The sequence below is a fragment of the Micromonospora sp. NPDC023888 genome, assembly GCF_040639415.1.
In the GTDB taxonomy this organism is placed as follows: domain Bacteria; phylum Actinomycetota; class Actinomycetes; order Mycobacteriales; family Micromonosporaceae; genus Micromonospora.
Genome location: NZ_JBEZZW010000006.1, coordinates 51,088 through 76,005, shown reverse-complemented (window position 1 = coordinate 76,005; position 24,918 = coordinate 51,088). Strand labels below are relative to the sequence as shown.

At 71.4% G+C, this 24,918-nt stretch carries 22 protein-coding genes and 2 pseudogenes; 18 read left to right on the top strand and 6 right to left on the bottom strand.

Features of this window, described 5'->3' with window-relative positions:
* The first annotated feature begins 66 nt into the window (after positions 1 to 66).
* The gene (locus AB0F61_RS07245; protein ID WP_357804438.1) at positions 67 to 1,680 is read left to right on the top strand and encodes a DAK2 domain-containing protein; all 1,614 of its coding nucleotides are present in this window, start codon (positions 67 to 69) and stop codon (positions 1,678 to 1,680) included.
* A complete protein-coding gene (gene recG / locus AB0F61_RS07240; RefSeq protein ID WP_357804433.1) occupies positions 1,677 to 3,875 on the top strand; it encodes an ATP-dependent DNA helicase RecG in 2,199 nt (732 codons plus the stop codon). The genes AB0F61_RS07245 and recG overlap by 4 nt, the downstream gene beginning before the upstream one ends.
* 138 nt (positions 3,876 to 4,013) lie before the next feature.
* Here recG and AB0F61_RS07235 read toward each other — a convergent pair whose 3' ends face one another.
* Complete coding sequence (locus AB0F61_RS07235; RefSeq protein WP_357804429.1) at positions 4,014 to 4,265, bottom strand: flavin reductase; 252 nt, start codon at positions 4,263 to 4,265, stop codon at positions 4,014 to 4,016.
* Positions 4,266 to 4,543: 278 nt separating this feature from the next.
* Between AB0F61_RS07235 and AB0F61_RS07230 the strand changes: the two genes are divergently transcribed.
* A complete protein-coding gene (locus tag AB0F61_RS07230) occupies positions 4,544 to 5,266 on the top strand; it encodes an XRE family transcriptional regulator (protein WP_357805039.1) in 723 nt (240 codons plus the stop codon).
* A complete protein-coding gene (locus AB0F61_RS07225; RefSeq protein ID WP_357804423.1) occupies positions 5,263 to 5,736 on the top strand; it encodes an NUDIX domain-containing protein in 474 nt (157 codons plus the stop codon). The genes AB0F61_RS07230 and AB0F61_RS07225 overlap by 4 nt, the downstream gene beginning before the upstream one ends.
* Before the next feature lie 259 nt (positions 5,737 to 5,995).
* Here the strand turns inward: AB0F61_RS07225 and AB0F61_RS07220 are convergent, their stop codons facing one another.
* A complete protein-coding gene (locus tag AB0F61_RS07220) occupies positions 5,996 to 7,186 on the bottom strand; it encodes a cell wall anchor protein (protein WP_357805037.1) in 1,191 nt (396 codons plus the stop codon).
* A gap of 451 nt (positions 7,187 to 7,637) precedes the next feature.
* On the opposite strand from AB0F61_RS07220, the gene rsmD reads away from it, so the two are divergent.
* The 13 genes and pseudogenes from rsmD to AB0F61_RS07155 all read left to right on the top strand — a co-directional run bounded on the left by rsmD (position 7,638) and on the right by AB0F61_RS07155 (position 19,354).
* Positions 7,638 to 8,201, top strand: a complete 564-nt coding sequence (gene rsmD, locus AB0F61_RS07215; RefSeq protein WP_357804418.1) for a 16S rRNA (guanine(966)-N(2))-methyltransferase RsmD — start codon at positions 7,638 to 7,640, stop codon at positions 8,199 to 8,201.
* Positions 8,198 to 8,680: a pantetheine-phosphate adenylyltransferase gene (gene coaD / locus AB0F61_RS07210; protein ID WP_357804413.1), complete on the top strand. Its 483-nt coding sequence runs from the start codon at positions 8,198 to 8,200 to the stop codon at positions 8,678 to 8,680. Before rsmD ends, coaD begins: the two co-directional genes overlap by 4 nt.
* A gap of 225 nt (positions 8,681 to 8,905) precedes the next feature.
* A complete protein-coding gene (locus AB0F61_RS07205; protein WP_281899866.1) occupies positions 8,906 to 9,403 on the top strand; it encodes a hypothetical protein in 498 nt (165 codons plus the stop codon).
* A 110-nt stretch (positions 9,404 to 9,513) separates the two neighbouring features.
* On the top strand, positions 9,514 to 10,077 hold the full coding sequence (locus tag AB0F61_RS07200; RefSeq protein ID WP_110562455.1) for a YceD family protein: 564 nt from the start codon (positions 9,514 to 9,516) through the stop codon (positions 10,075 to 10,077).
* A 5-nt stretch (positions 10,078 to 10,082) separates the two neighbouring features.
* The gene (gene rpmF, locus AB0F61_RS07195; protein WP_252416735.1) at positions 10,083 to 10,256 is read left to right on the top strand and encodes a 50S ribosomal protein L32; all 174 of its coding nucleotides are present in this window, start codon (positions 10,083 to 10,085) and stop codon (positions 10,254 to 10,256) included.
* Between the two features lie 114 nt (positions 10,257 to 10,370).
* Positions 10,371 to 11,357, top strand: a complete 987-nt coding sequence (locus AB0F61_RS07190; RefSeq protein WP_357804408.1) for a phosphate acyltransferase PlsX — start codon at positions 10,371 to 10,373, stop codon at positions 11,355 to 11,357.
* Positions 11,354 to 12,061: pseudogene (gene rnc / locus AB0F61_RS07185) on the top strand (ribonuclease III); the annotation flags it as partial. The gene AB0F61_RS07190 and the pseudogene rnc, both read left to right, overlap by 4 nt.
* A gap of 235 nt (positions 12,062 to 12,296) precedes the next feature.
* Positions 12,297 to 13,154 carry a bifunctional DNA-formamidopyrimidine glycosylase/DNA-(apurinic or apyrimidinic site) lyase gene (gene mutM, locus AB0F61_RS07180; protein ID WP_357804404.1) on the top strand — a complete coding sequence of 286 codons (858 nt, stop codon included), beginning with the start codon at positions 12,297 to 12,299 and terminating at the stop codon, positions 13,152 to 13,154.
* Between the two features lie 222 nt (positions 13,155 to 13,376).
* The gene (locus AB0F61_RS07175) at positions 13,377 to 15,596 is read left to right on the top strand and encodes an MMPL family transporter (RefSeq protein ID WP_357804399.1); all 2,220 of its coding nucleotides are present in this window, start codon (positions 13,377 to 13,379) and stop codon (positions 15,594 to 15,596) included.
* 203 nt (positions 15,597 to 15,799) lie between these two features.
* Positions 15,800 to 16,426: pseudogene (locus tag AB0F61_RS07170) on the top strand (sugar ABC transporter permease); the annotation flags it as partial.
* Positions 16,423 to 17,253, top strand: coding sequence for a carbohydrate ABC transporter permease (locus AB0F61_RS07165; RefSeq protein WP_355030865.1), 831 nt, complete (start codon positions 16,423 to 16,425; stop codon positions 17,251 to 17,253). The pseudogene AB0F61_RS07170 and the gene AB0F61_RS07165, both read left to right, overlap by 4 nt.
* 122 nt (positions 17,254 to 17,375) lie before the next feature.
* Complete coding sequence (locus AB0F61_RS07160) at positions 17,376 to 18,017, top strand: MOSC domain-containing protein (protein WP_357804392.1); 642 nt, start codon at positions 17,376 to 17,378, stop codon at positions 18,015 to 18,017.
* Between the two features lie 143 nt (positions 18,018 to 18,160).
* Complete coding sequence (locus AB0F61_RS07155; protein WP_357804388.1) at positions 18,161 to 19,354, top strand: low temperature requirement protein A; 1,194 nt, start codon at positions 18,161 to 18,163, stop codon at positions 19,352 to 19,354.
* A 30-nt stretch (positions 19,355 to 19,384) separates the two neighbouring features.
* Here the strand turns inward: AB0F61_RS07155 and AB0F61_RS07150 are convergent, their stop codons facing one another.
* From AB0F61_RS07150 to AB0F61_RS07140, 3 genes are all read right to left on the bottom strand, one after another.
* A complete protein-coding gene (locus AB0F61_RS07150; RefSeq protein WP_357804384.1) occupies positions 19,385 to 20,566 on the bottom strand; it encodes a low temperature requirement protein A in 1,182 nt (393 codons plus the stop codon).
* A 194-nt stretch (positions 20,567 to 20,760) separates the two neighbouring features.
* Positions 20,761 to 21,663 (bottom strand): phytanoyl-CoA dioxygenase family protein, encoded by a 903-nt coding sequence (locus AB0F61_RS07145; protein ID WP_091409805.1) that lies wholly within the window; start codon positions 21,661 to 21,663, stop codon positions 20,761 to 20,763.
* Positions 21,664 to 21,886: 223 nt separating this feature from the next.
* Entirely contained in the window at positions 21,887 to 22,747 is an 861-nt protein-coding gene (locus AB0F61_RS07140; protein WP_357804379.1) for a hypothetical protein, read from the bottom strand.
* Between the two features lie 401 nt (positions 22,748 to 23,148).
* Between AB0F61_RS07140 and AB0F61_RS07135 the strand changes: the two genes are divergently transcribed.
* Positions 23,149 to 23,913 carry an SDR family NAD(P)-dependent oxidoreductase gene (locus AB0F61_RS07135; protein WP_357804374.1) on the top strand — a complete coding sequence of 255 codons (765 nt, stop codon included), beginning with the start codon at positions 23,149 to 23,151 and terminating at the stop codon, positions 23,911 to 23,913.
* 188 nt (positions 23,914 to 24,101) lie between these two features.
* Here AB0F61_RS07135 and AB0F61_RS07130 read toward each other — a convergent pair whose 3' ends face one another.
* Positions 24,102 to 24,911, bottom strand: coding sequence for an enoyl-CoA hydratase-related protein (locus AB0F61_RS07130; RefSeq protein WP_357804369.1), 810 nt, complete (start codon positions 24,909 to 24,911; stop codon positions 24,102 to 24,104).
* Positions 24,912 to 24,918: the final 7 nt, after the last annotated feature.

Genomic DNA, 24,918 nt, shown 5'->3' with positions numbered 1-24,918 from the left:
CGCCGGGGCAACCGGACACGCCGGACGACTCCGCGCGTGTCGGTGCGCGCCAGTAGGCTTCTGGCCGTGCTGGACACCCTCGACGCCGCAGCGGTGCGCCGTTGGTGCGCGGGTGGGCTGGCCGCGCTGAAGCGTCACCAGGGTGAGATCGACCAGCTCAACGTCTATCCGGTGCCCGACGGCGACACCGGCACCAACCTGGTGCTCACCCTCACCTCCGCCCAGCAGGCCCTCGCGATGGATCTGGACACCCTCCCCGACAGCGGCCCGACGGCGCACGGGCACGCGCTGCGGCTGATGGCCCAGGGCGCGTTGCTCGGCGCGCGGGGCAACTCCGGGGTGATCCTGTCGCAGATCCTGCGGGGTTTCGCCGACGAGGCCGCGGTCGCCCCGGCGGTGCGCGGCCGGGAGCTGGCCGCCGCGCTGCGGTCCGGTGCCGCCGCCGCGTACACCGCGGTCGCCCGGCCGGTCGAGGGCACCCTGCTCACCGTGGTCGCGGCGGCCGCCGCCGCGGCCGGCCGGGCGGACAGCGACGACCTGGCCGCGGTGGCCCAGGTCGCGGCGCGGGCGGCGGCCGAGGCGCTCGCCCGGACCCCGGAGCAGTTGCCGGCGCTGGCCCAGGCGGGCGTCGTCGACGCCGGTGGGCGAGGGCTCTGCGTGCTGCTCGACGCCCTGGTCGAGGTGCTCACCGGGGAGACCGCCGGCCGGCCGGCACCCGCGCCCCACTCCGCCCGTCCGGCGGACGCCGTCGCCCGGGAGACCGGTTCCGACGAGTACGCGTACGAGGTGCAGTTCCTGCTCGATGCCCCGGCCCAGGCGGTGGCCGGGATGCGACGGGCGCTCGACGCCCTGGGCGATTCGCTTGTCGTCGTCGGCGACGGGCGTGAGCCGGAGAGCACCTGGAACGTGCACGTGCACGTCAACGACGTGGGCGCGGCGATCGAGGCGGGCGTCACCGCCGGCCGCCCGTACCGGATCTCGGTGACCCGCTTCGCCGACCAACCGGAGCCGCAGCGCGGCCCGGTGTCGGACGGCCGGGCCGCGGTGGTGGTGGCGACCGGCGGTGGCATCGCCGAGTTGTTCGCCGCCGAGGGCGCCACAGTGGTGCCGGGCAACCCGTCCACCGGTGAGCTGCTGGACGCGGTCCTCGGCACCGGCGCGGCCCGGGTGGTGGTGCTGCCCAACGACCCCAACACGGAGGCGGTGGCGAGCGCGGCAGCCCGTGAGGCCCGTCGGCACGGCATCAAGGTCAGCGTGGTGCCGACCCGCTCGCCGGTGCAGGCCCTCGCCGCCCTCGCGGTCCGCGACGGCGACCGCCGCTTCGAGGACGACGTGATCGCGATGGCCGAGGCCGCCGGGGCCTGCCGTTACGCCGAGGTCTGCCATGCCAGCCGGGAGGCGCTGACCGTGGCCGGTCCGTGCCGTGCCGGCGATGTGCTGGCACTTGTCGAGGGGGAGGTGCACCTGATCGGCACCGACCTCACCGACACCTGCGCCGCGGTGGTCGACCGGATGCTCGGCGGCGGTGGCGAGATGGTCACTCTGCTGTCCGGGGTGGACGCCCCGGCCGGGCTCACCGACGCCGTCCGCGCGCACGTCGCGCGACGGTGGCCGTTCGTCGAGGTGCACGCGTACCCGGGCGGCCAACCGTTTTATCCGCTCCTGGTAGGGATCGAATGAGCGAACCAGCCACCGTCGACACTCCGCTGAAGAAGCTGGTCGGGGACAAGACAGCCAAGGCGCTGGCCGCGCACCTCGACCTGCACACGGCGGGTGACCTGGTCTACCACTTCCCGCGTCGCTACGACGAGCGGGGCGAGCACACCGACATCCGCTCGTTGGACGTCGGCGAGCAGGTCACCGTGCTGGCCCAGGTGCAGCGCACCGCCGTGCGCCCGATGCGGCAGCGACGGGGCAACCTGCTGGAGGTGACCGTCGGCGACGGCTCCGGCGGGCTGCTGACGTTGACCTTCTTCGGCAACCAGGCGTGGCGTGAGCGGGAGCTGCGGCCCGGCCGGTGGGGGCTGTTCGCCGGCAAGGTCACCGAGTTCCGGGGCAAGCGGCAGCTCAACGGCCCGGAGTACGTCCTGCTCGGTGAGGGCGGTGACGGCGAGGCGGCGGCCAGCGACGAGATCGAGGAGTTCGCCGGTGCGCTGATCCCCGTCTACCCGGCCGCCGCGGCCGTGCCGACCTGGGTGATCGCGCGCTGTGTGCGGGTCGTGCTCGACACGTTCACCCCACCCGACGATCCGCTGCCGGGCAGCGTGCGGGCCAGTCGCAAGCTGGTCGGGCTGGGCACCGCGCTGACCGAGATCCACCGGCCGTCCAGCAAGGAGGCACTGTACCGGGCGCGGCGGCGGCTCAAGTGGGACGAGGCGTTCGCCGTCCAGGTGACGCTTGTGCAGCGCAAGCACCGGGCCGCCGACTGGCCGGCCCGGCCCCGCCCGGCTCGTCCCGGCGGGCTGCTGGACGCCTTCGACGCCCGACTGCCGTACGAGCTGACCGCCGGTCAGCGCGACGTCGGCGTGGAGATCGCCGGGGATCTCGCCACCCCGCACCCGATGCACAGGTTGTTGCAGGGCGAGGTGGGCTCGGGCAAGACGGTGGTGGCGTTGCGGGCGATGCTCCAGGTGGTCGACGCGGGCGGGCAGGCCGCGCTGCTGGCTCCCACCGAGGTGCTGGCCGCCCAGCACCACCGCGGCATGCTCGACCTGCTCGGCCCGCTCGGGCGGGCCGGTGAGCTGGGGTCCGTCGAGCACGCCACCCGGGTCGAGCTGGTCACCGGCTCACTGGGCGCGGCGGCCCGCCGGCGGGCGCTCGGCGAGGTCGCCAGTGGCGCCGCGGGCATCGTGCTCGGCACCCACGCCCTGCTCTACGAGGGCGTCGACTTCGCCGACCTCGGCCTGGTCGTCGTCGACGAGCAGCACCGCTTCGGCGTGGAGCAACGCGACGCGCTGCGGGCCAAGGCCGACCAACCGCCGCACGTGCTGGTGATGACGGCCACCCCGATCCCGCGCACGGTGGCGATGACCGTCTACGGCGACCTGGAGGTCTCCACCCTCTCCCAGTTGCCCCGGGGGAGGTCACCGATCGCCTCGCACGTGGTGCCGGCCGCCGAGAAGCCGGCCTACCTGGACCGGGCCTGGCGTCGGCTGCGCGAGGAGGTGACCGCCGGCCACCAGGCGTACGTGGTGTGCCCGCGGATCGGAGAGGGGCCGGCGTCCGACGAGGAACCGCCCCCGGTGGACGACAACGGTCGACGGCCGCCGCTGGCGGTGACCGAGGTGGCCCCGCTGCTGGCCGAAGGGCCGCTGCACGGGCTGCGGATCGGGGTGCTGCACGGTCGCCTGCCGGCCGACGAGAAGGACGCGGTGATGCGGTCCTTCGCCGCCGGTGACCTGGACGTGCTGGTGGCGACCACCGTGATCGAGGTCGGCGTGGACGTGCCGAACGCGACGGTGATGATCGTGCTGGACGCCGACCGGTTCGGTGTCTCCCAACTGCACCAGCTGCGGGGCCGGGTCGGCCGGGGCTCGGCCGCCGGGCTCTGCCTGCTGGTCAGCGAGGCCGCCGAGGGCTCCTCGGCACGGGAACGGCTGGACGCGGTGGCGTCCACGAGCGACGGCTTCAAGCTCGCCGAGCTGGATCTGGAGCAGCGCCGCGAGGGCGACGTGCTGGGCGCCACCCAGTCCGGGCACCGCTCACACCTGCGACTGCTGTCGCTGCGCCGCGACGCCGACCTGATCCGCGACGCCCGCGCCGAGGCGATCACCCTGATCGAGGAGGACCCGGACCTGACCGGCAACCCGGCGCTGGCCGCCTCGGTCGCCGCGCTTGTCGACGAGGAGCGCGCGGAATACCTGGAGAAGGGCTGAGACGTCCGCTCGGCCCTTCGTAAGCAGAGCGCGCGGCGGGCGACGGTGAGGTCGTCGCGTTCCAGGAGCGCAACGCGCTGGCCAGCGGTGTGAGTAGCGCAGCCAGCACCGCCCTGAGCATGGTCATACGGTCCAGGCTCAGGGCGCTTGCCGCTCGCTGCGCAATGCCGCTGAGCGCGGCCAGGCGAGAAACCGTGCGTGCAACACTCCCGACGGGGTGCGCGGCAGGTCCTCACACGCCTGCACCAGATACGCCGACAGATGCAGCATCAGCGAGATCCGCGCCCCTGTGAACTCCGCCACGAGCTGCCGCTTACGAGTCCGACACGGCCATGGCGCCCCGCATCCCGCGCAGGTCCACTGCGGCCGCACCGGCTGATGCGCCGACAACAACCCCCACCACCCCTCCGGCTCGTTGGAAGGGGGAGGGGCCACCGCCGACAGCCGAACCGACCACTCCCCGAGCCGGCGGTGACCCTTCCCCCTGGCACCCATCGGCCCGGCGTATTGCCGCAAGCGAACCGGCGAGGCCCCGCCGCTGAACCTACGAACTAGCTCCGGGCACCCCAACGTCCCTGCGGACACCAGGTCGGACACTTTCACGGGCGTGGTGCGTCCCGCCGTGTCCACTACCGTGGGACGGTATGAGCCATCGTCTCCGTGCGGCCATGCTCCGCGCCCACACCGACCCGGCCGCCCTCGCCGCAGCCGTCGGTGTCGACGTCAAGACCGTCACCCGGTGGCTCGCCGGCCGCGTCCCCCACCAGCGCACCCGCCTCGCCGTCGCCGATGCCCTCGGTGAAACCGAAGCCGACCTGTGGCCCCAGACCCGCCCTGACCAAGCGCCCGGCGCGGAGGCCACCGCCGAGATCGTCGCCGCCTACGCCCACCGCGCCGACATCCCCCACCATGTCTGGGCCGTCCTGCTCACCGGCGCCACGAAGCAGATAGATCTGCTCGGCTACGCCTACCCGTTCCTACTGGAGTTGCTGCCCAACACCATGCAGCTCATAACCGACAAGGCCGCCGACGGTGCCCACGTCCGGCTTGCGTTCGCCGACCCCGACTGCCCACACGTCGCCGAACGCGACGCCCTCGAACAGATCGGTGGCACCCTACCCGGCCGGATCCGCAACGCCCTCAACTTCTGCGAACCCCTCCACGACGTGCCGGGCGTGGAGATCGGCCTGCACGCCGTGCACCTGTACAACTCGGTGTTCCGCTTCGACCACCAGATGGTCGTTACCCCACACCTCTACCGCGCCCGTGGCTACCAACACCCCGCCATCCACCTGCGCGAACTGTCGCCGCACGGCATCTTCGCCGCCTACGCCGACCAGTTCGAACAGATCTGGCAAACCACCACCGCCTACCCGAAGGAGACCCGGTGACCGGCCGGCGCGACTACTACCAGGACCCGCAGGCCCCTACCGCAAACAGCCTCGTCCCCGGTGCCGCCGCCATCGTCACCGACGACCAGGGCCGCGTCCTGCTGCAACGACGGACGGACTCCGGCAACTGGTCGCTACCGGGTGGCGCCATGGACATCGGTGAAACTCTTCAACAGTGCGCCGTCCGCGAGGTCAAAGAGGAGACCGGCTTCGACATCGAGATCATCGGCCTGCTCGGCATCTACACCGACCCCGCGCACGTCGTCGCATATGCCGACGGTGAGGTCCGCCAGGAGTTCACCGTGACCTACCGCGCCCGACTCACCGGCGGCACTATGGCCGTCAGCGACGAGTCCACCGAGGTCCGCTTCATCCACCCCACCGACTTCGACCACATCCCCATCCACGACACCGTCCGCCTCCGCCTCCAGCACCACGCCGAGCACCGCGAGACCCCCTACCTCGGATAACGCCGACCATCGCACCATTCGGCATCACGGGGTAGCCCGTTGGATTGACTGTCGATCTTCTACAGCCAGCACTTGATCACCCGCAGAGGTTGAGGGTGACGCGAGGCCGCGAGTGGCCCACCGAGCCGTGCACCGACGGAGTCCCGAACTCCGTACGCGGCTCGCGCAGAGTGCTGGCCGCGCTCAGGCGCCGACAATGACCGAGGGCGCGCCGACCGGATGGTCGACGCGCCCTCAGTTGTTGTCAGAGCGGGTTGTCTCAGGCGGTGAAGCGCACCCGACGACGACGCGCCATCACGAACAGGCCCGCACCAGCGGCGAGCAGCACCACGGCGCCCGCGATGATCCCGCCGGTAGCGGCACCGGTCAGCGGCAGCGCCGGCTCGTCGTTGTCGCCGCCACCCTGGCCCGCGTTGCAGTCGGCCGGCTTCTCCCAGGCGATCGGGGTGGTGTCATCGAGGCCCTCGGCCGCCGGGGTCACGGTCAGGCCCTCGGACGCCGGGAACTCGACGACCACGGTCTTGCCGGGCTCGACGGTCCGCTTCTGCGCCTCGCCCTTGTTCGGGGTCAGGGTCACCTCGAAGGCCTTGCCGTTCGCCGGGTTGGCGAAGCCGAAGACCAGCTTGTCGCAGGTGGACTCGAAGCCCGCCTGGGGCTCGCCCGGCTTGACACAGTCCTCCGGCGCGGCCCAGGTGTAGGGCTTGCCGACCAGCTTGTCGCCCTCGCTGACGGTGATCGCGCCGGCCTTGGCCGGAACGACGATGTCGCTCTTGCTGGCACCCGGCTTGACGGTGTGGGTCTGCGAGAAGCCCGTCGCCTTGACGGTGAGCTTCGCGTCGGCCGTGGCGTCGGCGCCGTTGGCCAGCGTCACCGTGACGGCCCCCTCACAGTCGGAGGCGAAGCTGGCGGTGGGGACGGTGACCGCCGCCGGCGGGGTGGTCACGGTGGGGCTCGGGGTGGGGGTCGGGCTGGCCGGCGGCGTCGAGGTGGTCGGCGACGGCGTCGGGCTCGCCGGCGGGGTGGTCGGCGGCGTGTCCGTCTTGCAGGTGCCGCGGAACGTCACAGTGCCCTTAACGGGCTTGTCCTCGGGGTAACCGTCGTCCCACTTGGACTTCACCGCGAGGGTGGCCTGGGTCGCCGAGCCCGGTACCCGCTGCACGCCGGTGATCGGGGTGTTGACGTCGTACGGGTACTTGTCGCGTTCCGACACCTTGATGTTGGTCACCGTGGTGTTGGCGGGGGTGAGCTCGACACTACGCAGCTGGAAGAACTTGGAGGAGTAGTGGGCCTTGCTCTGCACGGTCCAGGTCACCACCCACTCGCCGGTGGTGGTCTCGCAGACCGCTTTGCCGCTGACTACGGAGTAGTGGGCGCTGGCGGGGGACGCCATGACGCCGACACCGGTGAGGCCGATCAGCGCGCCTGCGGCGATGGCCGCGATGCGCCGCATCGGAGACTTGGGGAGGTTCAACGCCTGCTCCTGGTGAGGGGGTACGGATCGCGGCGGGAGGTCGGGAGGCGGGGCGACCGGGTGGGTCGTCTGCTCACCGGGACGTCCGCGACGCGGGGGTGTTCCCGCGCGAAGCGGGGACAGACGGTGACTGTACTGACCAGTCATGAATGAGGGGAGTTCTCATCATTGCCATAGGGCAATGTAGTTAATTCGTGATCTTTGATGAACGGACGGTGGTCGATTGATCACTGAGGACGGGTGGTGTCGGCGGCCGATCGGCGGCTCCGCAGTGGACCGAACGGCGGCGAGGGAGGTCAGGGGCGTTTCAGGTGATGTGGACGCCGTCAAGACCCAACGGGGGACGACCACCCGGCCCGGTGATACCGGCGGTGTCGGTCGTCGTCGGCGTCGACTCGCGTAGCGTCGCGGGCATGAGCAGGAGGAGACGGTGACCCGGATCGTGGCCGGCACGCTCGGTGGGCGGCGGATCACCGCGCCTCCCGGCGCCGGCACCCGACCCACGTCCGACCGGGTCCGGGAGGCGCTGTTCAGCGCCGTCCAGGCCGAGGTCGACCTCGACGGCGCCCGCTTCGCCGACCTGTACGCGGGCTCCGGCGCGGTCGGGCTGGAGGCGCTCTCCCGGGGCGCCCGGCACGTCCTGCTTGTCGAGTCCGACCCCCGGGCGGCCCGGGTGATCCGGGAGAACGTGGCGACCCTGCGCGTCGGCCCGGCCGTCCGTCTGGTCGCCGGGAAGGTGGCGACGGTGCTGGCCGCCGGTCCGGACGGCGGGCCGTACGACGTGGTCTTCGCCGACCCCCCGTACGCGGTGCCGGACGCGGAGATCACCTCGCTGCTGACGACGCTCGTCGCTGGTGGCTGGCTGGCGCCCGACGCGCTTGTGGTGGTGGAGCGGTCCAGCCGCACCAGGCAGTTCGACTGGGTGGAGGGGATCACCCCCGAGCGCAGTCGCCGGTACGGCGAGACCACCCTTTGGTACGGTCGCCGATCATGAGACGTGCGGTGTGCCCCGGTTCGTTCGATCCGGTCACCAACGGACACCTCGACATCATCGGGCGGGCCAGTCGGCTCTTCGACGAGGTGGTGGTTGGCGTCCTGGTGAACCAGTCCAAGAGTGGTCTGTTCACCGTCGAGGAGCGGATCGACATGCTCCGCGAGGTGACCTCGTCGTACGGGAACGTCCGGGTCGAGTCGTTCCGCGGTCTGCTCGTGGACTTCTGCCGGGCTCAGCAGGCGAGCGTGCTGATCAAGGGCCTGCGGGCGGTCAGTGACTTCGACTACGAGTTGCAGATGGCCCAGATGAACATCGGCCTGGCCGGCGTCGAGACGCTCTTCATGCCGACCAACCCGCTCTACTCGTTCCTCTCCTCCAGTCTGGTGAAGGACGTGGCGAAGTGGGGTGGCGACATCTCCGCCCATGTGCCCGACCCGGTCCGCGAGGCCCTGCAGGCCCGCCTGCGCCCCCGCTCCTGACCGTCCAACCCTGGCGATCCTGGACTGCTGGTTGCTCCGTCGCCCCTTTTGCGGCAGATTGTCGGAACGGTAGCCGACGGTCGGCGTGGGGTGACGATGTCGCGACGCGCCGGATTGGGGCGGATGGGGCTCGTGTGCGGCGAGCACGACATGATTGGTGACGCGGGGAACGGCCGTAGCCCGCATCATGGAGGTCGGCCGAGGAACGACAGGAGTGAGGTACCGGTGGACCCGCTCGATCGCATCGACGAACTGATCGCCATGGTGGAGCAGGCCCGCTCCGTCCCGATGTCGCGCAACAACTGCATGGTCGACCGGGGTGAGATGATCGCTGCCCTCGACGAGATGCGCGCCGATCTCCCCGCCGACCTGCGTCGCGCCGCCGCGCTCCTGGAGGAGCGCGACAAGATCATGGAAGCCGGCAAGCGCGAGGCGGACCGGATCATCAGCGAGGGTGAGGCAGAACACGCCCGCCTGGTCTCGGTGAACGAGATCACGGTGTCTGCCGAGCACGAGGGCGCCCGGATCATCGCCGAGGCCCGGGCCGAGGCCCAGCGCCTGCGTGAGGAGGTCGACGACTACGTCGACACCGCGCTCGCCAACTTCGAGCAGTTCCTCACCCGGGCGCTTGCCTCGATAGAGCGAGGCCGGGACAAGATGCACGCACTACGGGAGATCGGCACCTTCGGTGGGGATGAGGCGGAACGCCCGCTACCCTTCTGAGCGGCACCTCACCAGCCGACATTCTCACCCGGGTGTCGCCCCCGGTTCGACGGTCCGGTGGTCACCCAGGTAACCTTTTTTGTCGGCCTCTCACCGGCCGGAGTCTGACTATGCCCAAGCACTCGCCATCGACACTCAACCCCAGGTCGCCGCTGGTCCTCGACACGAGGGACCTGCCGCGCCGACCTGGCGCGTTGCGTGAGGTCCAGCGGGTCGTGCCGGCACCGGCGGACCTCGGTGTGGAGTTGATCGGCGTGCCGGAGGGCGCGGACCTCGACCTCGATCTGAGGTTGCAGTCGGTGTCCGAGGGCGTGCTCGTCTCCGGGACCATCACCGGTCCCGTCCGGGGCGAGTGCGGCCGTTGCCTGCGCGAGATCAACGACTCGATGGGCGTGACGATCCAGGAGCTGTACGCGTACGAGGACAGCACCACGGACGCCACGACCGACGAGGACGAGGTGGGCCGGATGCAGGGCGATCTGATCGACCTGGAGCCGGCGCTGCGGGACGCGTTGGTGCTCACGCTGCCGACCAACCCGCTCTGCCGGGAGGACTGCCCAGGGTTGTGCCCCGAATGTGGGGCGCACTGGGACGATCTGCCGGCCGACCACAGTCACCAGCAGATCGACCCGCGTTGGGCGGGCCTGTCGCAACTGACCGTTACAGAGGAGTAAGAACCGTGGCCGTCCCGAAGCGCAAGATGTCGCGCAGCAACACCCGGTCCCGCCGGGCGAACTGGAAGGCGACGGTGGTCGCGACCATCGCGTGCCCGCAGTGCAAGTCCCCGAAGCTGCCGCACGCCGCCTGCTCCGTCTGCGGCACCTACAACGGCCGCCAGGTTCTCGAGGTCTGACCTGGACGCCGAGTGACGCCCCCGACCTCAGGTCGGGCGGCGCGCGCACCCTGGCATTCGCCCGGTGCCCCGGCTTCCTCCGACGCTGGCCGGCCCACTCCGGCCGGCGTTCCGATGGAGCCGGGCACCGCGCGGATCGCCGTTGACCTCCTCGGCGGGGACGACGCTCCCGCCGTCGTGGTTGACGGCGCTCTGCGGGCCATGCGCGCTGACCCTGACCTGCACCTGCTTCTCGTCGGCCCGGCCGAGGTCGCCGACGAGCTGATTGCTGCCCTCGATCCGCCGCAACGCGCGCGGATCTCGGTGCGGCCCGTCCGCGATGTCGTCGGCATGGCCGACCATCCCAGCGCCGCCCGCGCCGAGAGCACCGTCCGGGCCGCGGTCACCGCCGTTCGAGACGGGACCGCCGACGCCCTGGTCTCCGCCGGTGCCACCGGTGCCACTGTCACCGCGGCCGTGCTGGGCCTCGGCCGCTGGCCGGAGATCCGCCAACCCGCGCTCGCCGCCACCCTGCCCGCCGTGGCCGGGCCGGTCGTACTCCTCGATGTCGGCGGCTCGCTGGAGCCCCGCCCGGCAACCCTCGCCCGCCATGCCGTGCTCGGCGCCGCGTACGCCGCGGTGGCGCACTCGATCGCCGCGCCGCGGGTCGGGCTGCTCTCGGTCGGCACCGAGGCCGGCAAGGGCGACCGGGTCCGTCGGGCCACGGACCCGTTGCTCGCCGTCGAGCCGCTGCCCGGTGGGGCGCGCTACGTCGGCCTGGTCGAGGGGTACGACGTGACCCTCGGCGCGCGCGTCGATGTGGTCGTCACCGACGGCTTCACCGGTAACGTGCTGCTCAAAGCCATCGAAGGCGCGTACGCGATGGCCGGCGGCCCACCCGCGGAGGGCGGCGCGCCCCGCGCGGCCGCCCTGCTGGGCGTCGCGGGGACGGTGGTCGTCTGCCACGGTTCCGCTCGCGCCGACGATGTCGCCTCCGGCATAGCCCTCGCCGCCCACCTGTGGCGGCGGCGCGCCACCGATCTGGTCTCGGCGTTGCTCGACGGCGACGTCGCGATGGACCGCACCGACCGCTCCACCGACACCGAGGTACGCACATCATGAGCAACGACAAGCGGCGGCGGGCGTCCGTCGGTCATCTGGAAGCCGCGTTCGGCGTGAGCCTGGAACCCGAGCTGCTACAGCGCGCCCTGACCCACCGCTCGTACGCGTACGAGAACGGCGGGCTGCCCACGAACGAGCGGCTGGAGTTCCTCGGCGACTCGGTGCTCGGTGTGGTGATCACCACCGCGCTGTTCCAGAACCACCCGGACCTGCCCGAGGGGCAGTTGGCCAAGCTGCGGGCCAGCGTGGTCAACATGCGGGCGCTCGCCGACGTGGCCCGTGGCCTGGGCCCGGACGGCCTCGGCGCGTACCTGCTGCTCGGCAAGGGCGAGGAGACCACAGGTGGCCGGGACAAGGCGAGCATCCTCGCCGACACGCTCGAAGCGCTGCTCGGGGCGATCTACCTCCAGTACGGATTGGACACCACCGGGATCGTCATCCACCGGCTCTTCGACCCGTTGATGGCCGAGTCGGCCGGTCGGGGCGCCGCACTGGACTGGAAGACCAGCCTTCAGGAGCTGACGGCCGCGCTCGGGCTCGGCGTCCCGGAGTATCGGATCGAGGGCACCGGCCCGGATCACCTCAAGACGTTCACCGCCTGGGTGGTGGTGGCCGGCAACCGGTACGGCGGCGCCGAGGGGCGGAGCAAGAAGGAGGCCGAGCAGCGGGCCGCCGAGGCCGCGTGGCGAACGCTCGCCGAGCAGAACGGCCAGGCCGGCGACGACGGCAAAGCCAGCGACGACGGTCGGGCCGGCGACGACGGTCGGGCCAACGACGACGGGCGGGGCAAGCTGATCGACCCGGACGGCTCGGCCGACCGGGACGAGCCGTTCGGGCCGCTGGAGCGCGCCGGGCGGGCGGCCCAGGCCGAGCAGGCCGACCACCTGGCGCAGGCCCTGCCGGCCGGGGGCGCCGACGATCACGAGACGGGCCTGCGGCGTGCCTGAGCTACCCGAGGTGGAGACCGTCCGGCAGGGCCTGGCCCAGTGGGTCGTCGGCCGCCGGATCGCCTCGGTCGAGGTCCGCCACCCGCGGGCGGTGCGCCGGCACGTCCCGGGCGACGTGCACTTCGCCGACGTGCTCGCCGGCCGGACCGTGCTGGACGCCCGCCGGCGCGGCAAGTACCTGTGGCTGCCACTGGACAGCGGCGACGCCATCATCGGGCACCTCGGCATGTCCGGCCAACTGCTGCTCCAGCCACCCGGCACCACCGACGAGACCCACCTGCGGGTCCGGTTCCGGTTCACCGACGACGGGCCGGAGTTGCGCTTCGTCGACCAGCGCACGTTCGGCGGGCTCTCGGTGAGCGAGGGCGGCGCCGAACTGCCCGACGAGATCGCGCACATCGCCCGCGACCCGATGGACCCGGAGTTCTCCGACGCGGCGTTCGTCGCCGCCCTGCGCCGCCGGCACACCGAGGTGAAGCGGGCCCTGCTCGACCAGACCCTGATCTCCGGGGTGGGCAACATCTACGCCGACGAGGCGCTCTGGCGGGCCGGGCTGCACGGCGGCCGACCCACCGACGCGCTGACCGGGCCGGCCGCGCAACGCCTGCTCGGCCACGTCCGCGACGTGCTCGCCGAGGCCATCAGCGTGGGCGGCACCAGCTTCGACGCCCTCTACGTCAACGTCAACGGCGAGAGCGGCTACTTCGATCGGGCACTCAACGCCTACGGTCGCGAGGGCGAGCCGTGCCGGCGGTGCGGAGCGCCGATCCGCCGCGAGGCGTTCATGAACCGATCCTCGTACAGTTGCCCGCGCTGCCAGCCACGGCCCCGGGGTTCCCTTCGGGGATGACCCGGAGTCGGCTCCGGGTCGGCACCGGCGGGTCGCGACCGGACGCTCCGGGCCGCACCCCGGCGTACGCCCGAATCGCGGGCTGATGCCCGTCTGGTGCGCCAATCGCCCTCGGTGTACCGGCTCCGGGGCGGGCCAGGGCCGTTCCCCGATGTGACCACCTCGTCACGCACCTAACGTCAGCACCGTTGACAGGGGGTTGACGTGACAGGGGGACCCGAGATGGGGACAAGACCGGTGACGGTGCGGCTGGCGCGGTGGAGCGCCGAGCACCCGTGGCGGGCGATCGCGATGTGGGTCGTTTTCGTGGCGGTGTGCTTCGTGGGCGGCAACGCCGCCGGCCTCAACGAGGCCACAAGCGGCGACCAGGCGATCGGCGAGGCGGGGCGGGCCAGCCTGATCGTGGACGCCGGTGACTTCGACGATCCGGCCGTGGACAACGTGCTCATCACCTCGCGGGGCGGTGCGCTGGACCCGGCGGCGGCGAAGGCGGCGGCCGACGACGCGGCGGCCCGGCTGCGCACGGTCACCGGGGTCGCCGAGGTGGGTCAGCCGGTCACCGCCCGGGACGGCTCGGCGCTGCTGCTGCCGATCACCATGTCCGGCGACCCGGAGACCGCCTCGGATCGGGTGCAGCCACTGCGTGACGCCACCGCCGCCGTGCAGACCGCGCACCCCGAGCTGCGTGTCGAGCAGGTCGGCGGTCCGTCGATCGGCCAGGCGCTCGACGACACCCTGGGCAAGGACTTCGAGCGCGCCGAGCTGCTCAGCCTCCCGGTCACCCTGGCCATCCTGATCATCGCGTTCGGCGCGTTGATCGCGGCCAGCGTCCCGGTGCTGCTGGCGCTCTCCTCGGTCGCCGCGGCGATGGGCCTGTCCACGCTCGCCTCGCACCTGGTGCCGGCCACCGACACCACGTCACCGGTGATCCTGCTGATCGGGATGGCGGTGGGGGTCGACTACTCGCTGTTCTACATCCGTCGGGAGCGGGAGGAGCGGGCCAAGGGCCGCTCCGGCCTGGACGCGGTGGAGATCGCCGCGGAGACCTCCGGGCACGCCGTGGTGGTCTCCGGCTTCGCCGTGATCATTGCGATGGCCGGGCTGTTCCTCGCCGGCGACGTGGTCTTCTCGTCCCTGGCCGTCGGCTCGATCCTGGTGGTCGCCGTCGCCGTGACCGGTTCACTGACCGTGCTGCCTGCCCTGCTGGCCAGGCTCGGCCGCTGGGTCGACCGGCCCCGGGTGCCGCTGCTCTGGCGACTGACCGCCCCGCGCACCGGCCGGCACGGCGAGCCCCGTACACCTCGGCTGTGGCCGGCGCTGCTGCGGCCGGCGCTGCGCGCTCCGGTGGTGACGCTCGTCATCTCGGTGGGCCTGCTGCTCGCGTTGGCCGCGCCGGCTCTCGGCATGAAGCTGAAGTTCCCCGGCATGGAGGACCTGCCCCGCACCACCCCGGCCATGCAGGCGTACGACCGGCTCACCGCCGCGTTCCCGAGTACCGGCACCAACCACGTGGTGGCCGTCCGGGCACCGGCCGAGCAGGCCGACCGGGTTCGCGCCGCTCTCACCGAGCTGTCCACCCGGACCGCCGGCGATCCGCTGTTCGCCCCGGCCGAGGCGGACGGCCCGAAGATCGAGGTGTCGGCCGACCGGCGGGTGTCGGTCCTCGACGTCGCCACCCCGTACGCCAGTCGGGACGACCGGTCGGTGCGGTCGCTGGAGAAGCTGCGCGCGGACCTGGTCCCGGCGGAGCTGCGGGGCATCCCCGGCATCGAGTACGCGGTCGGCGGCAGCGTGGCCGACAGTGAGGACTACGCCGCTCACGTCCGGGGGAAGTTGCCACTGGTGATGGGCTTCGTGCTGGTGCTGACCTTCCTGGTCATGGTGTTCACGTTCCGGTCGGTGGTGGTCGCGGCGAGTTCGATCGTGCTGAACCTGCTCTCCGCAGGTGCCGCGTACGGGCTGCTGGTGCTTGTCTTCCAGGGCGAGTGGGCCGAGGGGCTGCTCGGCTTCACCTCGATGGGCGCGATCGTGTCCTGGCTGCCGCTGTTCCTCTTCGTGGTGCTCTTCGGCCTCTCGATGGACTACCACGTCTTCGTGGTCAGTCGGATCCGCGAGGGGATCCGGGCCGGCATGCCCAACCGCGACGCCGTGTCGTACGGGATCACCTCGTCGGCCGGGGTGGTGACGAGCGCGGCGATCGTGATGGTCGGCGTGTTCTCGATCTTCGCCACGTTGAGCACGATCGACATGAAGCAACTCGGCATCGGTCTGGCGGCGGCGATCCTGCTGGACGCCACGATCATCCGGGGAGTGGTGCTGCCCGCGTTGATGACCATGCTCGGCGATGCGAACTGGTGGGCCCCGCGTTTCCTCCGCCAGCGACCCGCGCCCGCGCCGGCCGACCCGCCGGCCCCGACCCCGGAGCTGGTGCCGGTGCCCTGAACCGGGCGCGCGGAAACCGTACTCGCCCGCCCGCCTCACCGTCCCGCCGCTTGATCAACTCGGTTTCATTGATGTCGCGGTATCCCAGGTCGCCTGATACCGCGACTTCATGAAAGTCGAGTCAATCAAGTGGCGGGGCGAGTGGCGGGACGAGCGGGGGCACGCGGGGCGGGGCGCGCGGTGGCCGGCTCAACCGACTCGGCCGCAAGATGGCGACCTTCGTGGCCAGTTGCGTGATGCTCGCCTGGGCCACCCCGGCACTGACCGGCACCATCGTGTGGAAGTGGATCTTCGACGACACGAGCGGCCTGGTCACGTGGTTGTTCAACGCGCTGCCGGACGGGCTCTCCAACAGCCTGTTCGGTCGTAGCGACTGGACCGGCTACGGCTGGTTCAACTCACCACTGCTCTTCTTCGCCATCCTCACCCTGGTGGTGGTCTGGCACTCGTTCCCGTTCATCGCGGTGAGCGTGCTCGCCGGTCTCAAGAGCGTGCCGAGCGAGCTGCACGAGGCGGCCCGGGTGGACGGCGCCAGCCCGTGGCGGGTCTTCTGGAAGATCACCTTCCCGCTGCTGCGCCCGGTCTTCGGGATCCTGATCGTGCTCTCCACCATCTGGGACTTCAAGGTCTTCACCCAGCAGTTCGTCCTGGCCGGCGGCACCCAGGACCGGCCGACGTTCATGCTCGCCATCTACTCGTACGCCGAGGCCTTCTCCCCACCGCCGAAGTACGGACTCGGCGCGGCCATCGCGGTGATCCTCACGCTGATCCTGCTCGTGGTGACCGGCTTCTACGTACGGATGGTGCTCAGGCAGGAGGACGAGTCGTGAAGAAGGTAGCCCTCAACGCCGCCGGGCTGCTGGTCGCGCTCTTCGCGGCTTTCCCGGTCTACTGGATGATCTCGACGTCGCTGAAGCCGAGCAACGAGATCTTCTCGGCCACCCCGCAGCCGGTGCCGACCCACCCGACGCTTGCGCACTACCGGGAGATCCTGACCGGCAACCTGATCCCCGGCGTGAGCTTCTTCGACTTCTTCCTCAACAGCGCGCTGGTGGCGGTCTCCACAGTGGTGCTCAGTGGGCTTGTCGCGTTGCTCGCCGCGACCGCTGTGGCGCGGTTCCGCTTCAAGCTGCGGACCAGCTTCCTGATCATGCTGCTGGTGGTGCAGATGATCCCGCTGGAGGCGTTGGTCATCCCGCTGTTCCTGATGATCCAACGGCTGGGGCTCTACAACACCCTGCCCAGCCTGATCCTCACGTACCTCGGTTTCTCGCTGCCGTTCGCGGTCTGGATGCTGCGCGGCTTCGTCGCCGCCGTGCCCAAGGAGCTGGAGGAGGCGGCGGCCATCGACGGCGCGAGCCGTGCCCAGATCTTCCGCCGGGTCCTGTTTCCGCTTGTCGCGCCCGGCCTGGTCGCTACCAGCATCTTCTCCTTCATCACGGCGTGGAACGAACTGATCTTCGCGTTGACGTTCATCAACGACCAGGGCAGCTACACGCTGCCGGTGGCGATGACGTTCTTCTTCGGCCGCGACGACACCAACTGGGGGCCGGTGATGGCCGCGTCCACCCTGTTCACCCTGCCCGTCATCATCTTCTTCCTGCTGGTGCAGCGGCGGATGGTCTCCGGTCTGGTGGCCGGAGCCGTCAAGGGCTGACCGGCCGCCCACGACGACGGCCAGACCGATCACGTACGCCGCCGACCCGACCGCGACCACCGACGGCCGGGGAGGCCTCCGCGGCGCGCTTCGGGCCTCGACCCGCCGTTAGGCTGACGGTCATGACGGGCAGGGTGGCAGCGGTGAACCTCGGCATCGTGACCGAGGCGCGGTGGGCCGGCGACGCGAGCGGTCGTAGCGGCATCGACAAGCGTCCGGTGGACGGCCCGGTGCTGATCCGCACCGACGGGGTGGTCGGTGACTTCATCGGCGAGCGAGCCCATCACGGCAGTCCTGACCAGGCGGTCTACGCCTACGCGGAGGAAGACGCCGCCTGGTGGGCGGCCGAGCTGGGCCGGGCCGTACGGCCCGGTGGCTTCGGCGAGAACCTGACCACCTACGCGGTGGACGTGACCGGCGCGGTGATCGGTGAGCAGTGGCAGGTCGGTTCCGCCCTGCTCCAGGTCACCAAGCCGCGGACGCCCTGCACCACCTTCGCCGGGTTCTGGGGCGTACCGGATCTGATCAAGCGGTTCACCGCGCGGGCGCTGCCCGGCGCCTACCTGCGGGTGCTGCGGGAGGGCGAGGTCGGCCCGGGTGACCCGGTCGAGGTGGTGGAGCGGCCTGCGCACGGCGTGACCATCGGCGAGGTGTTCCGGGCGACCAGCCTGGAGCCGGAGCTGCTGCCCCGGCTGCTCGACGCGGAGGGCCTGCCGGAACCGATCCGGGAGCGGGCCCGTCGCCGCCTCGCCTCCCGCGGCTGAGCGCGCCGCCGCCCCGACACGCGGCCTTTCTGCCCAGGTCGGCTAGCTGGCGGCCGGCAAGAACCTGAGGACGGGACCGACGGCGGACGGTTGCCCGTATTGTCCCTACCGAGGGCATGCGGCGGGGGACCGGGTGGAGCGCGATGTCGACGGCGACGGACGGCGATGCCGCAGCGGCGTCACCCCCCGATCCGGGCCTGGAGCGTCCGGCGTTCCTGGAACTCTTCTTCGACCTCGTCTACGTCTTCGCGCTTGTCACCCTGGCGACCATGCTGGCCGAGAACCTGAGCTGGACCGGCCTCGCCGAGACGCTGGTGCTGCTGCTCGCGTTCACGATGATCTGGGCGTTGACCGTCTGGGGCGCGGACAGCATCAACCTCACCCGCCCGGCCGGGCAGGGACAGTTCATCTGGGTGGCGGCGGTCAGTCTGTTGTTGGCCGCGCTCGCGGCCGACGCGTACGGCGATCACGGGCTGTTCTTCGCGACCACGTACGTGGTCATCCACCTCAGCGCCTCGGCCTACTACGTCCTGGTCATCTCGCACAGGAGGCCGCCGCGGCGCAGCATCCGGATCCTGATCTGGGAGGCCATCGCCGGTGTCGGCTGGATCGGTGGGGCGCTCGTCGGCGGATCGGGGCAGTTGGCGATCTGGGTGCTCGCTGCCGTCGTCGAGTACTCCGCGGCCGTGTTCGGCTGGCCGGTGCCCCGGATCGGCCGCTCACGAGCGCGCGACTGGCGGCTGGTCGGCGCCCGGGTGGCCGAGCGGTACCGGCAGTTCGTCATCGTCGCGCTCGGTGTCTCGATCTTCGTGACCGGAACGACCTTCAGCATGAGCGAGTACACGCTGGAGCGCGGCTGGGCGCTGCTCGTGGTGTTCACCACTGTCGTGTTGATGTGGCGGATCTACATCTACCGCGCCGGTGAGCTGCTGACCGACGCGATCGCCCGATCGACGAACCCGGCGCTGCTCACCCAGTCCGCCGCGGTCACCCATCTGATCATGGTGGCCGGAATCATCGGCGCGGCGGTCACCAGCCACCTCGTGGTGAGCCGCCCGTTGGGCGAGACCCCGCCGGCGTGGGCCGCGGTCATCCTCGGCGGCCCCGCGCTGTACCTGGTCGGCCGCGGCGTCCTCGACTTCACCGTGTTCGGACGGATCTCCCGGTCCCGGCTGGCCGGCGTGGTGCTGCTGGCGTGTCTGGCGCCGACCACACCCCTGCTGCCGCCGGTCATTGTCGCGCTGCTCGCCATGACGGTGCTGCTCCTGATCGCCGCGGCGAACCTGGTGAGCACCCGTCGCCACGCGCGTGCGCCGGCACCGCCGATGCTGCGGTAACCCGGTACGGCGGCGGGACGCCCCGCCTCGTCATGGCGCGGCGGCCCGGACCGGGTGGTCTCGCGCGGCCAGCCCCTCCCCGACCAGGGTGAGCAGCAGCACCACGTTCGCCAGCATCAGGGCGGCCAGGGGCGGCAGCAGGAGTGTGGCGGGGGCCATCAGGGCGCACAGCACCACGACCGCCAGCACCCGGGACCAGAGGGTCCGGCCGGTCACCACGGCGTCGAACAGAACGGTGCCGAGCAGGAACAGGGCCGGCCCGCCGAGGATGGCGACCGTCAACTCGACCGGGGCACGACCGAACGGCCGAGCGATAACGAGCGAGGTGCCGGTCGAGACCAACACCACCCCGGCCACCATCACCAGGTGGCTGTACGAGGTGGAGGTGCCGGAGCGGACCCGCTCCACCGTGGCGACGCTGGGTGGGGCAAGGATCCGCTGGACCCGCTGGAAGTAGAGCTGGAAGAGCAGGACCGCGCTGACGAACGCGACCGCGCCGGTGGTCACCTGGCCGGCCGTGAACCCGCTGCCGGCCAGCCCCGTGCCGGTGCTCAGGATCAACTCGCCGAGCGCGACGATGAAGATCGCCCGGTGCCGTTCGGAGAGGTGCACCCCGGTGAAGATCTGGCTGGCGAGTTCGGTACGCCCCAGCCCCGGCGTCGGCCAGCCGAACCGGGCCGAGCCGAGGTCGACCGCCGCCGCGAGCGACCAGAGCACCAGTCGAGCCGTCTCGTCCACGAACACGCCGGCCACCCACGGCGCCACGGTGACGCCGAACCAGAAGAACACCCGGACGCTGCGCGCCTGGATCGGACGGTTCACCCGGGTGCCGGGGATCAGGACGGCGTCCCGGACCAGGTGGATGCCGAAGTACGCGGCGACGAAGAGCCACCCGTACCGGCCGAAGGCGTACGGCGTGGCGATCGCCATCAGCAGGGTGCCGAGCATGACCAGCAGGGTGGTGGCCTGGATGATCGGCAGTCGGGGGTTGAACAGGTCGGTGAGCCACGCGGTCAGCACCCAGACCCACCAGGCGGCCAGCAGGAGGACTACGGTCTGCAACGCACCCCGGACGGTGAGGTCGGTGGCCAGGCTGGCGGCGAGCCGGGAGAACATGAAGATGTAGACCAGGTCGAAGAAGAGTTCCAGGAAGGTCGGGTATGCCGGCTCGCCCCGGCGGCGGAGGATCCGGGGGAGCGGAGCGGACGTCACTGCGACTGCCTCCTGTGCCACCCCGCGCCCTGGGGCGGGGGCGCCGCGCCCCGGCCTGCGCACCCGCCACGCTACCGACAGTGCGGTCTCCGGTGGTCCGGAACGGGCTCGGCCCGGGTGGTCGGGTCCGCGGACACGGAACGGCCCCCTGCCGTCGTCAAGCGGTGGCAGGGGGCCGTTCTACGAGCGGGAGGTCAGCGGAGCCAGGGGATGTTGCGGTCGAGCAGGCCGCGCTCCTTGAGTTCCTTGCGCAGCGGGATCTCGTCGTCGACGTACCCGTCCCAGTTGATGCCCCAGTAGTTGGCGGTGTGGGTGCCCTCACCGATGAGCTGGCGCTGCACGGGGGTGCGGTTGCGGTACCACTCGCCGTTCACGTCGGGGTGCAGCTCGTCCAGCGGACGGATCCACCGGTAGGTGTAGCCGACGAAGAGCATCTTGCGGGTGATCGTCGACAGGTTCGTCGAGCGCGAGTGCCACTGCCGGCGGTCGAAGATGAAGGCGTCGCCCGGGTTGGCGGTGATCTCCACAGTGCCCTCGGGGTCGGGGTTCTGCACGGTGAGGTCCGCCGGCCGGGGCAGCGAGTTCTTCAGGTGGCTGCCCGGGATGACCTTGGTGGCGCCGCGGCCGGTCTCGGAGAGGTCCGACAGCACGTACGCGACCTTCAGCGAGAACATCGGGCGGGGCAGGTTCGGGTCCATCGTCTCCGGGTCGGAGTTCTGGCGGTACCCGTCCTGGTGCCAACCCCAGTACGGCTTCTCCGGCTCGGCGGCCGGCGGGGTGACGTCCAGGTGGTTGTGGTGGGTGTAGATGTTCCAGCCGGCCAGCCCCCACATGTACGGGAAGGCGATCGGGTGGGTGAGCAGCTCGCCGAAGAGCTCGTCGCGCTCCAGGAAGCCCAGCAGGTGCAGGGTGCCGTCCTTCTTGGTGGTGCCCTTGGCCTGCTCCTCCGCGTAGACGCGGTCGACCGCCGCCTCCAGCGCCGCCCGGTGGTCCTCCGTCAGGACGTTGCGCAGCAGGAGGAAACCCTGCTCGTGGAACTCCTTGCGGTCAGTGTCGCTGATCGGTTCGTAACCGGTCCGGTCGCCGTAATCGAACACCGCGTCGTACCCCTCCCCATGAGGTGAAACCTTTTTCTGGCACAGGCCGCCGATCGTAACGCGATGGCCACGGCGTCGGGGAGGGTGTGGTGCGTGAGCGGGCCCCGGGTGGAACCCCACGCAGTGAGGAGGCTGCGTTAAGTGAGATTTCCGTGATCGGTAGGGGTCTTTGCCGGTTTTTGTCCGATTGTGCGGTGACTGCCGGTTAAGAGATCCGGCCCGGTCACCCCTCGTTGAACACCTCGGCCACCACCTGGCCGGCGGAGTCCTGCTGGCCGTTCACCCGCCCCCAGGTGCCGCCCCGGGCGGTCCACTCCAGGTCGCCGAAGCGGACCCGCTTCACCCCGTGGTCCTGGGCGTGCGAGACCAGCCAGTGCGCGTACCGCCAGCCGTCGCGCTGGTCGCCCGGAGTCACCGTCAGCCCGGTCGGGTCGTTCGGGTCGAGCCCCTTCAACCCCCAGTCCAGCCCGAGGTTGCGGGTGAGCTGCGCGGCCGCCGCCGCCCCGTGCATCACCGGGGTACGCGCCACAGTGCAGGCGACCGCGCCGGTGGCGTCGCCCATCAGGGCCCGGCTGAGCACCTCGGAGTCGTCCGCCCACTTCTGGTAGGCCTCGGGAAAGGCCGAGCGCTGCACCCGTTGGGCGGCGTCGGTGACGCGCATCTTCTCCCAGCCGCGGACCTTCTTGAGCGCCGCGTAGAACCGGTTGGCCGCGTAGCGCGGGTCGCGGATCTGCGCCGAGGTGCCCCAGCCCTGACTCGGCCGCTGCTGGAACAGGCCCACCGAGTCGCGGTCGCCGTCGGCGAGGTTGCGCAGCCCGGACTCCTGGTACGCCGTGGCCAGCGCGACCACCACGGCCCGCTCGGGCATGCCGCGTTGGGCGCCGATCGCCGCGATGGTCGCCGCGTTCGCCATCTGGTCGGCGTCCAGGGCGACCCGGCCGTCGGCCTGCACCGTGCACTTGCGTGCCGCGAGTGGTAGCTGTAGGCCGCCCCCGACCTGTCGTACGACGAGCCAGATCGCGATCACGGCGACGAGGATGAGGACCACTCCACCCGCAACGGCTGCCCGAGTTCGCACCCACACCCCCAGATCGACAAGTCTGCCAAGCGTACGTCCCCGTCGCGCCCAACGGGTCGTTCGAGCGGTTCGAGGCCGGCTCGGCGGCTCCGCCCCGGTTCGGGGTCGGCTCCGCCGACGCGTTCCGATCGAGGCATTCCCGCTCCGGGCGCGGTCTCACCTGCCCGAATCGCTCTCCCGCGCTCCCTTGCTCAACGACAATCCAAGGCGTCTGGTGCCGGTCGTCGCCGGCCAGGAGGGGAGGGTCCTGCGTCTCGGCCGCCGGTCTGTCGTGCAGGTCACCGCCTCGGGTGAGCGGGGAAGTGGTTGACCGGTCAAGCAGTTACTACGGTTGACATGTCAATCGCTGGCCCGCCCGGTGGTACGCGACGCCGACCAAGCCGGGTCACGGAGCAAGGAGGAGTTCCATGGGAACGCTCGACGGCAAGGTTGTGCTGATCACCGGTACCGGCGGCGGTCTGGGACGCGTCGCCGCGCAGATCTTCGCCCGGGAGGGCGCGAAGGTCGTCGGAGCCGACATCCAGGTCGCCGGCAACGACGAGACTGTCGAACTCGTCCGCAACGCCGGCGGTGAGATGACCGGCATCGCGCCGGTCGACCTCACCGATCCGGAACAGGTGCGGGAGTTCGTCGAGGAGGCCGCCGTGGCCTACGGCGGGCTCGACGTGGTCTACAACAACGCGGCCGCGCTCCGCTTCGGCCCGATGCCGGACTTCTCCGTCGAGGACTGGCGGTACACCATCACCGGTGAACTCGACATCCCGTACTTCGTGTCGAAGTTCGCCTGGCCGCACCTGGTCCAGCGCGGCGGTGGCGTCATCATCAACGCCGCCTCCATGGCCGGCATGATCGCCGGTCACGTCCCCCCGATGGTGGGTCACACCGCCGCCAACGCCGGCGTCATCGGCCTGACGCGACAGCTCGCGCTCGAAGGCGCGCCGCACGGGATCCGCGCGGTGGCGGTCAGCCCGGGGCCGATCATCAGCCCCGCGAGTGAGCGCGACCTGGGTGACAACCAGGCGGCTCGGGACGCGATCACCGGCAAGACGCTGCTCAAGCGGTTCGCCCAACCCGAGGAGGTCGCCGAACTGGTGGTGTTCCTCGCCTCCGACCGGGCGTCGTACATCACCGGGGCGAACTACCCGGTCGACGGCGGCGCGACCGCCTGGTGACCCCACCGGACGCCGGGACGCCGCAGCACCGGCGGCGTCCCGCCGGATCAGCCGCCGCCCGCGGTGGCGAACCCGCGCCGTGATCGACTCGGCTTCGGCGCAGTCGCGGTATCCAGAGGCACTCGACACCCCGACCTCACGAAGACCGAGTCGATCAAGCCGCGCGCACGGCGCGCGGAGAGCAACGCCTACCCGGCAAGATCAGCGGAGCCACCGTCCAGAGCGGCCACCCATCGAGTCAATCGCTTGTCCCGGAAGGCCAGGACCCCCTCGCGCCCCTCGTCGGAGAGGAAGTAGCCGGTCGAGAGGGCGGACAGCCGGGCCAGGTCGGCACGCAGCTCGGCGGTGCCCGGCCGGCGCAGCAACTCCTTCGCGCCGGCCAACGCGCCCGGCGCGCCGCGCACCAGCGAGTCGCAGTACCGCCGCACCGCGTCGTCCAGCCCGTCCGCCGGCACGCTGGCCGTGACCAGGCCGATCTCGGCGGCCCGCCGGCCGTCGAAGGTGTCTCCGGTCAGGTACAGCTCGGCGGCGGCGCGCGGGTGCAGCCTGGGCAGCACGGTCGCCGAGATCACCGCCGGAATCACCCCGATCCGCACCTCGGTGAACGCGAACGTCGCCTCGTCGGCGCAGACCGCCAGGTCGGCGGCGGCGATCAGACCCAGCCCACCGGCCCGCGCCGGCCCACCCACCCGGGCCAGCACCGGCTTCGGGCACTCCCAGACCGCCGCGAGCACGTCGCCAAGCATCCCGGCGGGCACCGCGCCGCTGGCGTACGCCGCAGCCGTCTCCTTCAGGTCCGCTCCCGAGCAGAAGACCGGACCGGTGTGGTCGAGCACGATCGCCCGGACCGTCTCGTCGGCGACCGCGTCGCCCAGCCCGGCCAGCAACTGCTTCATGAGCCCGGTGGAGAGCGCGTTGCGGTTGTGCGGGCTGTCCAGGGTGAGGGTGGTCACCCCACGGGCCGTGGCGACCCGCACGAGGACGTCGGGAGAGGTCATGCCGGGC